This is a genomic window from Streptomyces sp. NPDC101178 (assembly GCF_044767965.1).
Taxonomy (GTDB): domain Bacteria; phylum Actinomycetota; class Actinomycetes; order Streptomycetales; family Streptomycetaceae; genus Streptomyces.
Genome location: NZ_JBIWOZ010000009.1, coordinates 120,155 through 132,122 on the forward strand (window position 1 = coordinate 120,155; position 11,968 = coordinate 132,122).

Annotated in this window: 7 protein-coding genes; 2 read left to right on the top strand and 5 right to left on the bottom strand. The window is 71.2% G+C overall.

What is annotated here, in order from left to right; translation table 11 throughout:
- Positions 1–5: 5 nt before the first annotated feature.
- The 3 genes from mfd to ACIRR8_RS25115 all read right to left on the bottom strand — a co-directional run bounded on the left by mfd (position 6) and on the right by ACIRR8_RS25115 (position 7,555).
- A complete protein-coding gene (gene mfd, locus ACIRR8_RS25105; protein WP_404068830.1) occupies positions 6–3,539 on the bottom strand; it encodes a transcription-repair coupling factor in 3,534 nt (1,177 codons plus the stop codon).
- A gap of 645 nt (positions 3,540–4,184) precedes the next feature.
- A complete protein-coding gene (locus ACIRR8_RS25110) occupies positions 4,185–6,770 on the bottom strand; it encodes an ABC transporter permease (protein ID WP_404068833.1) in 2,586 nt (861 codons plus the stop codon).
- Positions 6,767–7,555, bottom strand: a complete 789-nt coding sequence (locus ACIRR8_RS25115; RefSeq protein WP_404068836.1) for an ABC transporter ATP-binding protein — start codon at positions 7,553–7,555, stop codon at positions 6,767–6,769. Before ACIRR8_RS25115 ends, ACIRR8_RS25110 begins: the two co-directional genes overlap by 4 nt.
- 379 nt (positions 7,556–7,934) lie before the next feature.
- Between ACIRR8_RS25115 and ACIRR8_RS25120 the strand changes: the two genes are divergently transcribed.
- Together ACIRR8_RS25120 and ACIRR8_RS25125 are read left to right on the top strand one after the other, a co-directional pair.
- Positions 7,935–8,555 carry a histidine phosphatase family protein gene (locus ACIRR8_RS25120; protein ID WP_404068839.1) on the top strand — a complete coding sequence of 207 codons (621 nt, stop codon included), beginning with the start codon at positions 7,935–7,937 and terminating at the stop codon, positions 8,553–8,555.
- A gap of 387 nt (positions 8,556–8,942) precedes the next feature.
- Positions 8,943–10,478: an MFS transporter gene (locus ACIRR8_RS25125; RefSeq protein WP_404069433.1), complete on the top strand. Its 1,536-nt coding sequence runs from the start codon at positions 8,943–8,945 to the stop codon at positions 10,476–10,478.
- A 63-nt stretch (positions 10,479–10,541) separates the two neighbouring features.
- Here the strand turns inward: ACIRR8_RS25125 and ACIRR8_RS25130 are convergent, their stop codons facing one another.
- On the bottom strand, positions 10,542–11,222 hold the full coding sequence (locus ACIRR8_RS25130) for a DUF4232 domain-containing protein (protein WP_404068842.1): 681 nt from the start codon (positions 11,220–11,222) through the stop codon (positions 10,542–10,544).
- Positions 11,223–11,387: 165 nt separating this feature from the next.
- Positions 11,388–11,939, bottom strand: coding sequence for an ATP-binding protein (locus ACIRR8_RS25135; RefSeq protein WP_404069435.1), 552 nt, complete (start codon positions 11,937–11,939; stop codon positions 11,388–11,390).
- Positions 11,940–11,968: the final 29 nt, after the last annotated feature.

Here is an 11,968-nt window from a genome sequence, read left to right on the forward strand (position 1 = left end):
GGGCGTCACGAACCCAGGATCGTCGTCAGGAACTCCCCCGTCCACGACAGCAGTTCGCGGCCCACCACCGGCTTGCCGCCGATCCTGCCCGTCGTCGGGCGCGGGACCAGGATCTGGTGGGCCGTGGGCTTGATGACCGTCTTCGGGTGGAGGCGCTTCAGGCGCAGCTCCTGGGACTCGCGCAACTCCACCGGAGCGAAGCGGATGTTGGAGCCCTGGAGGACGATCTCGCCGACTCCGCAGGCGCGGGCCAGCATCCGCAGGCCGGCCACCAGGAGGAGGTTCTCGACCGGTTCGGGCAGCGGGCCGTAGCGGTCGGTCAGCTCCTCGCGGACCGCGCGGATGTCGTCCTCCGAGGTGGCCTGGGCGATCGCGCGGTACGCCTGGAGGCGCAGGCGCTCGCCCGGGGCGTAGTCGTGCGGGACGTGCGCGTCGACCGGGAGCTCGATCTTGACCTCCAGCGGGGGCTCCTCCTCCACGGCGCCGTCCATCTGGGCCCGGTAGTCGGCGACCGCCTCGCCGACCATGCGGATGTACAGGTCGAAGCCGACGCCCGCGATGTGGCCGGACTGCTCACCGCCGAGCAGGTTGCCCGCGCCGCGGATCTCCAGGTCCTTCATCGCCACGTACATGCCCGCGCCCATCTCCGTGTGCTGGGCGATCGTCGCCAGGCGCTCGTGGGCCGTCTCGGTGAGGGGCTTCTCGGGCGGGTACAGGAAGTAGGCGTAACCCCGGTCGCGGCCTCGGCCCACCCGGCCGCGCAGCTGGTGGAGCTGGGAGAGGCCGAAGTTGTCGCCGCGCTCCACGATCAGCGTGTTGGCGTTGGAGATGTCGATGCCGGACTCGACGATCGTCGTGGAGACCAGGACGTCGAACTTCTTCTCCCAGAAGTCCACCACCACCTGCTCCAGGGCCTGTTCGGACATCTGGCCGTGGGCCGTGGCGATCCGCGCCTCCGGGACGATCTCGCGGAGGCGGGCGGCGGCCCGGTCGATGGACTCGACCCGGTTGTGGATGTAGAAGACCTGGCCCTCGCGCAGGAGTTCACGGCGGATCGCCGCGCCGATCTGCTTCTCCTCGTACGGGCCGACGAAGGTCAGCACCGGGTGGCGCTCCTCCGGCGGGGTGGTGATCGTGGACATCTCGCGGATGCCGGTGACCGCCATTTCGAGCGTACGGGGGATGGGCGTCGCGGACATGGTGAGGACGTCGACGTTGGCGCGGAGCTTCTTCAGCTGCTCCTTGTGCTCGACGCCGAACCGCTGCTCCTCGTCCACGATGACCAGGCCGAGGTCCTTGAACTTCGTCTCGGAGGAGAAGAGGCGGTGCGTGCCGATGACCAGGTCGACCGCGCCGTCCTTCAGGCCCGCGAGGGTCGCCCTGGACTCCGTGTCCGATTGGAAGCGGCTCAACGCCTTGACGTTGACCGGGAATTGGGAGTACCGCTCGGTGAACGTGCCATAGTGCTGCTGGACCAGGAGCGTCGTGGGGACCAGGACCGCCACCTGCTTGCCGTCCTGCACCGCCTTGAACGCCGCCCGGACCGCGATCTCCGTCTTGCCGTAGCCCACGTCACCGCAGATCAGCCGGTCCATCGGGACCGTCTTCTCCATGTCCTCCTTGACCTCCGCGATCGTGGAGAGCTGGTCCGGCGTCTCCGCGTACGGGAACGCGTCCTCCAGCTCCCGCTGCCACGGGGTGTCGGGGGCGAAGGAGTGGCCGGGTGCCGCCATCCGGGCCGAGTACAGCTTGATCAGATCGGCGGCGATCTCCTTGACCGCCTTCTTCGCCCGCTGCTTCGTCTTCGTCCAGTCGGCGCCGCCGAGCCGGTGCAGGGTCGGGGCCTCACCGCCGACGTACTTGGTGACCTGCTCCAGCTGGTCGGTCGGGATGTAGAGCCGGTCGCCGGGCTGGCCGCGCTTGGCGGGGGCGTACTCGACGAGCAGGTACTCGCGGGTCGCGCCCTGGACCGTGCGCTGCACCATCTCCACGTACCGGCCGACACCGTGCTGCTCGTGGACGATGTAGTCGCCCGCCTCCAGCGTCAGCGGGTCGATCGTCTTCCTGCGGCGGGCCGGCATCCGGCCCAGGTCCTTGGTGGCGGTGCGCTGGCCGGTCAGGTCGGTCTCGGTGAGCACCGCCAGCTTCAGCGCCGGGTCGACGAAGCCCTGGTCGATCGCCCCGCAGGAGACGTGGACGACGGACGGGGCGATCTCGGTGAGATCGGGGACGAAACGGGCCGCGATGCCTTCGCCGCCCAGCACCTCGACCGTACGGGTGGCGAGGCCCTGGCCCTCGGTGACGTACACCGTGCGCCAGCCGTCGGCCAGCCACCCCTTGGTGTCGGCGAGCGCCCGGGCGGTGTCGCCCCGGTACGCCTCCGGGGCGTGCATCGACAGCTTGAGCGTGTCCTCGTCGTGCTCGGCGTCGTCGGCGGCGAACGGGGAGGTCGACCACCACATCATCCCCAGCTCACGGGCCCGGTCCCGGACGTCCGCGATGCTCCGCAGCGAGGCCGCGCCCACGTCGATCGGGGCCTCGCCGCCGCCCGCCGTCGCCGCCCACGACGCCTGGAGGAACTCCTGGCTCGTGGCGACCAGATCGGACGCCCGGGTCCGGACCCGCTCCGGGTCGCAGACCAGCGCCATCGACCCCTTCGGCAGCACGTCGATCAGCAGCTCCATGTCGTCCACCAGGACCGGGGCCAGCGACTCCATACCCTCGACCGCGATGCCCTCCGCGATCTTGCCGAGCAGCTCGCCCAGCTCCGGGTGCGCCTCGGCGAGGGCCGCCGCCCGCTCCCGAACCTCGTCGGTCAGCAACAGCTCACGGCAGGGCGGCGCCCACAGTCCGTGCGCGGCGACCTCCAGGGACCGCTGGTCGGCGATCTTGAAGTACCGGATCTCCTCCACGTCGTCGCCCCAGAACTCCACCCGAAGGGGGTGCTCCTCGGTCGGCGGGAAGACATCCAGGATCCCTCCGCGTACGGCGAACTCGCCCCGCTTCTCCACCAGCTCCACCCGCGCGTAGGCGGCGGCCGCCAGCGCGTCCACCACCTCCCCCAGGTCCGCGCTCTGCCCGCTCGACAGGGAGACCGGCTCCAGCTCGCCGAGCCCCTTGACCTGCGGCTGGAGCACCGAGCGGATCGGCGCCACGACCACCGAGACCGGACCCGTCTCCGGGTCGTCCTCGCGCGGGTGCGCGAGGCGCCGCAGCACGGCGAGGCGGCGGCCGACGGTGTCCGAGCGCGGCGAGAGGCGCTCGTGCGGCAGGGTCTCCCAGGACGGGAACTCCGCCACCGTGTCCGGCGGCAGCAGCGTCCGCAGCGCGGCGGCCAGGTCCTCGGCCTCCCGGCCCGTCGCGGTGACGGCCAGCACGGTCCGGCCGGTCTGCCGGGCCAGCGCGGCCACGGCGAACGGCCGGGCGCCGGGCGGACCCACCAGGTCGACATGCATGCGGTGGCCGTCGGCGGCGGCCTTCACCGCCTCGGCGATCGCCGGGTCCGTCACGACGACATCCAGCAGACCGTGCAAGCTCATAGGGGCATCCGTCCGGGTCATGAGGTGTTTCAGGTGTTGCCGGCAGCCGGCTGCTGCCAGGGGGCAACGCGAAGAGCCCGACGCGTGGGACGAGCCGGGGGTTCCAGACTACGACCCGGCGGTGACAGCCGCTTCCGCACCGGCCGGTGTCGGACGCTCCCGGAGCGTCTCGATCGAGGGCTGTGGCGGTGCACCGGGCCGGTCGGCCGGGGAGTTTTTTACGCGGTGCCCGTTCGGGCACCGCGGCGGTTACTGGTGGTAGCCGGTGGTACCCGTCCGGCCCCGCAGAGCGCCGCGCCGGCGGCGCACGGAACCAGACAGACGGACACCAGGTGTCAGGGATCGGGTATCGGGGGCGTACGTGGGCGAGGACGGTGGCGGTGGCGAGAGCCGGGGCGGGCGGCGGCGGGGCGGGGCGAGCGGCGCGGCTTCGGTGCGGCCGCCCGTGCAACAACCCGTGCAACAGACCGACAGGGCCCGCCGTGACCGGCGGGCCCTGTCGGGGAACGGGGTGGAGAACGGATTCGGCCCCGGGGCGTTTGGAGGAACGCCCCGGGACCTGCCGGTCATCCTACGGTGAACACCGGCCGCCCAGAGGGCTGTTCAGGAGCCCGAACCGGAGCCGGAGGCTCGTCGCGTGGCGCCTCAGCCGTCCGTCGCGATGGCGTTGAGGACGTTCATCCGGCCCGCCCGGAAGGCCGGGACGAGTGCGGCGAAGAGTCCGACCAGCGCCGAGCAGGCGAAGACCGTGAGGATCGTCGGCCACGGGATCTCCAGGACCTCCAGACCCTCCAGGGCCAGCAGCTTCTGCGCCGCCGTCCCCCAGCCCATCCCGAGCCCCAGGCCGAGCAGCGCACCGAAGAGGGCGATGACCACGGACTCCAGCCGGATCATGCGGCGGAGCTGGCGGCGGGAGAGGCCGATCGCCCGCATCAGGCCGATCTCGCGGGTCCGTTCGACCACCGAGAGCGCGAGGGTGTTCACCACTCCGAGCACCGCGACGATGATCGCGAGGGCGAGCAGGCCGTAGACGATGTTGAGGAGCTGGCCGATCTGGTTCTTCAGGTCCTCCTTGAAGTCGGCCTGGTTCTGCACCTTGTAGACCGGGTACTCGGCGAGCGCGCTCTTGAGGGCCGCGTACGCCTCCTTCTCCTTGCCCTCCTCGGCCTTGCCGAACATCGCCACGTTCTGCGGCATCCGGTCGGCCGGGATGTAGGAGGTGGCCGTGGTCATGTTGGTGTACATCGCGCCGCGGTCGATGTTGGTGTCGTCGGAGGTGATGGCCGCGACCTTCAGCTTCGCGCTCTGCCCGGACGTGAACGCCACGGTGAGCGTGTCCCCGACCTCGACCCCGTGCTTCTCGGCGTAGTCCTCACCGACCGACATGGCGTTCTTGTCGTACGCCTTCGCGAGGTCGCCGGAGAGGGCGGTGCGGCGGACGTCCTGCTGGTACGTCGGGTCGGTGGCGGTGATGCCCTCGTCGACCGTCCTGCCGTCCGGAGCGGTGATCTTCGCCTTGAGGTAGGTGTAGTCCGTCAGGTGTTCCAGGCCGGGCACGGCGTGCAGCGCCTCGGCGGCCTGGGGCACGATCGGCCGGCCCGTACCGCTGTCCTGGACGATGAAGTCCGCGCCGACCGACTTGTCGAGCTCCTCGGTGGCCGAGGCCACCATGGAGGACCCGACGACGGAGAGGCAGGCCACCAGGGCGAGCCCGATCATCAGGGCCGCGCCGGTCGCTCCCGTACGCCGCGGGTTGCGCAGCGCGTTGCGCTCGGCCAGCCGGCCGACCGGGCCGAAGAGCCGCAGGACGACCACGCTGAGGGCCCGGACGACGACACCGGCCAGCAGCGGGCCGATCACGATGAAGCCGATCAGGGTCAGCAGCACACCGACGGCGAGGAGCCCCGAGCCCTCGGTGGCCTTGTCGGCCTGCGTCGTCGCCCACAGGGCGGCGGCACCGGCCCCGGTGAGGACCAGGCCGATCCCGGCCCTGACCCAGCCGGAGCTGCCGTCGGCAGGGGTTCCGGCGTCGCGGAGCGCGGCCATCGGGGAGACCTTGCCGGCCCGGCGGGCCGGGATGTACGCGGCGAGGACGGTGACCACGACACCGAGCGCGAGGCCGATGGCGGGCGTCGTCCAGGCGACGGTGAGGTCCCTGGTGGAGAGCTCCATGCCCACGGCGCTCATCAGCTTCATCAGCCCGACGGCGAGGCCGATACCGGCGGCGACACCGAGGACCGAGCCGACGATGCCGAGGAGGACCGCCTCCAGCAGCACGGACCGGTTGACCTGCTTGCGGCTGGAGCCGATGGCCCGCATCAGGCCGATCTCGCGGGTCCGCTGGGCGACCAGCATCGAGAAGGTGTTGACGATGAGGAAGATGCCGACGAGGAGGGCGATCCCGGCGAAGCCGAGCATCGCGTACTTCATGACGTCCAGGAAGGCGCCCATCTCGTTCTTGTTGGCCTCGGCGGCCTCCTCCTGGGTCTGGAGCCTGTACGCGGCGGAGCCGTCGAGCGCGGCGGCCACGTTCTTCTTGAGCTGGGTGTCGCTGACGCCGTCCTCGGCCGTCACCAGGATCTGGGTGAAGACGTCGGGGCCGCCGAGCAGGCGGGTCTGTGCGGTGGCGGTGTCGAGGTAAACGATGGCCGCGCCCGGGTTGGTGACGGTGAAGGACGCGATGCCGCTGATCTTCGCCTTGATGTCACCGGTGGCGGTGATGGTGCGCAGCTCGTCGCCGAGCTCAAGCTTGTGCTTCTTCGCGGTGTCGGCGTCGACCATCACCTCGGTGGGGCCACGGGGTGCGTTTCCGGAGGTGATCTCCATCGACCGCAGGTCGTTCTGCGTCCAGTTGCTCGCGATGGTGGGAGCGCCGGTCTCGGAGCCCATGTTCTTGTTCTTGCTGTCGACGACGGTGACCGCCATGGAGAAGGCGGCGCCCTCGGCCCGCTTCACGCCGTCGGCCTTCTCGACCTGCTGGACGAGCGAGGCGGGCAGCGAGGCGGGCTTGCCGTCGATGGGCTGCTCGTCGTTCTCCTCGGCCGCCTTCGGTCCGACCGTCACGTCCGGGGAGGAGACGGTGAAGAGCTTGTCGAAGGTGGTGTTCATCGTGTCGGTGAAGACGAGCGTGCCGCAGACGAACGCCACGGAGAGCAGCACCGCCACCGCGGAGAGGGCCATGCGGCCCTTGTGCGCGAAGAAGTTGCGCATCGAGGTCTTCCAGACGGTCATGACGTCCGCCCGCGTGCGTCGAAGTCCTTCATGCGGTCGAGAACCTGCTCGGCGGTCGGGTTGTTCATCTCGTCGACGATGGAGCCGTCGGCGAGATAGAGCACCCGGTCCGCGTAGGAGGCGGCGACGGGGTCGTGGGTGACCATGACGATGGTCTGGCCCAGCTCGTCGACCGACTTCCGGAGGAAGGAGAGGACTTCGGCGCCGGCCCGGGAGTCCAGGTTCCCGGTCGGCTCGTCACCGAAGATGATCTCCGGCCGGGCGGCGAGCGCCCTGGCGACCGCGACGCGCTGCTGCTGGCCTCCGGAGAGCTGGGTGGGGCGGTGCTTGAGGCGGTCGGCGAGCCCGACGGTCTCCACGACCTGCTGGAGCCAGCCGGCGTCCGGCTTGCGGCCCGCGATGTCCATCGGCAGCGTGATGTTCTCCAGCGCGTTGAGCGTCGGGAGCAGGTTGAACGCCTGGAAGATGAAGCCGATCCGGTCGCGCCGGAGCTGGGTGAGCTTCTTGTCCTTGAGCTTGGTGATCTCGGTCTCGTCGAGGAAGATCTCGCCCGACGTCACCGTGTCGAGACCGGCCAGGCAGTGCATCAGCGTCGACTTGCCGGAGCCGGACGGGCCCATGATCGCCGTGAACTGCCCGCGGGCGATGTCCACATCGACATGGTCGAGCGCGACGACCCGGGTCTCCCCGCTGCCGTACGCCTTGACGACCTGCCGCGCTCGCGCCGCGACGGCCGTACGCCCTCCAGTGCCCCCGTGCCTGGGAATGGTTACAGCCGTTGTCACGGTATGTCTCCTATGTCGATCGATGGCGGAACCGTGTCGATGGACGACTGGACGTCGTCGGTCGTCGAGTACGTTCCAAGTCTGGGTTCAGCAAGCTGTCCGGCGCGATGGTGCCCAGCGCAGTCTTGAGGTGGGGTTTTCCCCACCTTCCCCCCTGCTGCGGGCCGCAGGTGCGACGTAAGAACAGGTTAAGGAAGGGCTCTCACGGTCCACGTCCTCCGCCGGGAGGAAGGGGCCCTGGCCACTATGAGGGGGTGCCCCCTAGGGGGAGTCGTCCTCCGGAGGGAGGCGGTGTCAGGGTCACCCTCCGGGAACCACGACCGGAGGCGGCGCGTCCACCCAGGACAAGATCGCCGGCGCACCCGGGAGAGACCAATACATGACCGCCACCCGCTACCTCCACCTCGTCCGCCACGGCGAGGCGACACCCGACGAGAGCGGTCTGACGGAGAACGGCCGCCGCCAGGCCACTCTGCTCGGCCGCCGCCTCGTGGACGTCCCCTTCACGGCCGTCCACCACGGCCCGCTCCCCCGGGCCGAGGAGACCGCGCGCCTGATCGGCGACCAGCTGAAGGACGTCGTCCCGCTGCACCGCTCGGAACTCGCCGGCGACTACGTGCCCCACCTGCCGACCCGGGAGGAACTCCCGCCGGAGTACGCAGACTTCTTCCTCCGCTTCGTCGAAGGAGCCGGCGAGGCGGAGCGGCAGCACGGCCCGGCGCTGGCCCGCCGGGCACAGGAGCGGTTCACCGGCCCGGTCGACGGGGAGGAGGACCGGCACGAACTGGTCGTCACCCACAACTTCCTGGTCGCCTGGCTCGTACGGGACGCCATGTACGCCCCCGAGTGGCGCTGGCTCGGCCTCAACCACGCCAACGCGGCCCTGACCGTCATCCGGTACCCGCCCGACCGCCCCGCCTCCGTCCTCCTGGCCAACGACATGCGCCACCTCCCCGCCGACCTGCGCTGGACCGGCCTCCCACCCGTGCCGCACCTCTGAACCCGGCCGCTCCCGCAGCCACGACCCCGCCCGAACGCCCCCACGCCACCGCCCGGGATGAGACAGTGCCCCGGGAGATACGTGCATAGGGAAGGAAAACCGGTGGGCGGCACGGAGGCCAAGGACGGTACGGACGGTAGCGAGGCCAGGAACGGCACAGGCGGTACGGAAGCCAGGAACGGCACAGGCGGTACGGGCGGCACGGAGGCCAGGAGCAGCGCCGGCGGCACGGGCGGTACCGAGGCCAGGAACGGCGCCGACGGTACGAAAGCCGGAAACGGCACAGGCGGCACGGGCGGTGGGCACAGCACGCGCGGAACGGCCGAGCCAGGCGCACCCGCCCCCCTCACCACCCCGCGCGGCCGCCGCCCCGTCGTCGCGGCCCTCATGCTCGGCATGGCGCTGGCCGCCATCGACGGCACCATCGTCTCCACAGCCGTACCGCAGATCGTCGGCGACCTCGGCGGGTTCACCGTCTTCTCCTGGCTCTTCTCCGGCTACCTCCTCGCCGTCACCGTCACGCTCCCGGTGTACGGCAAGCTCTCCGACACCTTCGGCCGCAAGCCGGTCCTGATCGCCGGGATCATCCTCTTCCTCGTCGGCTCCATACTCTGCGCAGCCGCCTGGAACATGGGCGCGCTCATCGCCTTCCGCATCGTCCAGGGCCTCGGCGGCGGCGCTCTCCAGGGCACCGTCCAGACCATCGCCGCCGACCTCTACCCCCTGAAGGAACGCCCGCGCATCCAGGCCAAGCTGTCCACCGTCTGGGCCACTTCTGCGGTGGCCGGTCCGGTGGTCGGCGGGCTGCTCGCCGGGTACGCCGACTGGCGGTGGATCTTCCTCATCAACCTCCCCGTCGGCGCGATCGCCCTCTGGCTGGTCGCCCGCCACCTCCACGAACCCGCACGTCCGCGCCCGAAGACCCGTCCCCGTATCGACTGGGCGGGCGCGCTCGCCGTCTTCGCGACCGGCACCCTGCTGCTCACCGCGCTCGTGCAGGGCGGAGTCGCCTGGCCATGGCTCTCGGCGCCCTCGCTCGGCCTGTTCACGGCGAGTGCGGCGCTGGCGGCCCTGACCGTCGTCATCGAGCGGCGCGCGGCCGAACCGATCATCCCGGGCTGGGTCTGGCGCCGCCGCACCATCGCCTCGGTCAACCTGGCGCTCGGCGCGATGGGGCTCCTGATGGTCGCGCCGACCGTCTTCCTCCCGACGTACGCGCAGTCGGTCCTCGGCCTCGGCCCGATCGCCGCCGGATTCGTGCTCTCCGTCATGACGCTGAGCTGGCCGGTCTCGGCGGCGCTCTCCGACCGGGTCTACAACCGCATCGGCTTCCGCCTCACCGCCATCATCGGCATGAGCGCCGCGCTGCTGATCCTGCTCGCCTTCCCGCTGCTCCCCTACCCCGGCGAACCCTGGCAGCCCGCCCTGATCATGCTGCTCCTCGGCGCGGCCCTCGGCCTCTTCCAACTCCCGCTGATCGTGGGCGTGCAGTCGACGGTGGGATGGGCGGAGCGCGGTACGACGACGGCGTCCGTCCTCTTCTGCCGCCAGGTCGGCCAGAGCATCGGCGCGGCGGTCTTCGGCGCGGTGGCGAACAGCGTGCTGGCCGCCCGCCTCCTCGACGCCCCCGTACCCGGCCTCCCCGACGACCTGGACGCGGTCGCCCGTACGCTGGAGGATCCGGGCGCGCTGTCGGCGGCGGCCACGGATTACCTGCGGCGGGCGGTGGACGCGGCGGTGGACTACGTCTACATCGGCGCGGCCGGTGCGGCGGCCCTGGCCCTGCTCGCCCTCGTCGTCCTCGCGCCGCGCCACTTCCCGGTGATCACCGAGACGGGCGGCACCGAGACGGCCGGCACCGAGACACTCACGGCGGAGACGGCCGGCACCGGGAAGGACGGCAAGCAGAGCCCCGCCGCCTGACTCAGCCGCTCGCCCCTGCCCCCCACCGCCAGCCGCTCGCCCCTGCCCCTCTCCGCCAGGCGGTCACCCCTGCCCCTGTCCGACGCTGCCCATCGGGCCGATCTCCACCGTGGTCTCCGGGCTGTCGGTGATCGGGAGCGAGGGCTTGCCCGGCCACTTGAGGGTCACGGACTTCTTCTCGTCCGGGGGCGTGACCACGAGGCCCTTGATCTTGACGCCCGAACCACCGGACTCGTTCTTCTTGTAGAAGATGCCGAAGTAGGTGGGCTCGCCGCTCTTCAGCACCGTGCCGCCGTCCGTCTGGTCCCTGCGCGTCGCGGGGATCGCACCCTCGCTCGACAGCAGGTTCACCCCCGCGAACCCCTTGATGGAGCACGCGCGACCGGACTTGTTCATCAGCTCGACGGCGACGGTCTCGGTCTCGTCACCGCTGATGGTCGCGGCGGTCGCCGTGATCTTGAGATCGTCCGTGTGGCACCTCTCCGGCTTCGTCCCGGCGCCACCGGACCCCTGACCCGCCGAGCCCTGGTCCGGCGCTTCCGCCTCCGGTGATCCTGCCTCGCCGGACTCGCCTTCCGGCTGCTCGGCGGGAGCGGATTCCGTCCGCTCCTCGGCAGGAGGGGAACTGGGCGAGGAAGACGAGGCGTTGTCCGCGTTCGTCGTGCTGTCGTCGCCCCCGCACGCGGACAGTGTGAGTCCCGCGACAACAGCTGCGGCGGTGACGGCGATCCGGCTCGTTCGCATGAATGCGCTCCTCGAATGTCATGGAGGCCCCGCCATCCGCTCACCCCTTGAGCGGCGGTATCGGGTGGTCAGGCCCTCACGCGGTCCAACCCCGCCTGCCCTCCGCCAAGTCACCGAAACCGCTTACCGCCCCCGTCGCGCTCCGCCTCGCCACAGCCAGGCGCCTCACCGGCCGCTGGGCCGCCCCGGAGCCGCCACCTCCGCCCACACCGTCTTCCCGACCGGGTTGCGCGGCTCCCATCCCCACCGCGTCGCCAGGCACTCCACCAGGAACAGCCCACGCCCCGACTCCCGGTCATCCGGCGGCAGCACCGCCTCCCCGGGCGTCCGGCCGAGCCGCGCGTCCGAAACCTCGATACGGAACCGGCTCGCGGCCCCCTCGTAGTCCACCCGCACCGCGAACTCCCGCCCCGGCAGGCTCCCGTGCCGCACCGCGTTGGCGGCCAGCTCCGCCACCACCAGCGCCACGGCGCACGACACGTCCGCCATCGGCCCGAACCCCCACTGCCCCAACTGCCGCACCACGGCGTGCCGCGCCTCCTGCGCGCCCTGCGGCGTGGACGGGAACTGCCGGGACAGCGAGCCGTACCCGTTGCCGTTCAGCCCGAAGCCGCGTGGGATCGGCGGGTCCTCCCGTCGCCCGTCGCTCTCCGTCGCCGGCGTGGTCCTTTCGCCACTCGCACCGCGCACGCCGTTCCCACCGCTCTTGCCGCTCATGCCGGTCATCCGCTCGCTCGACGCTCCTC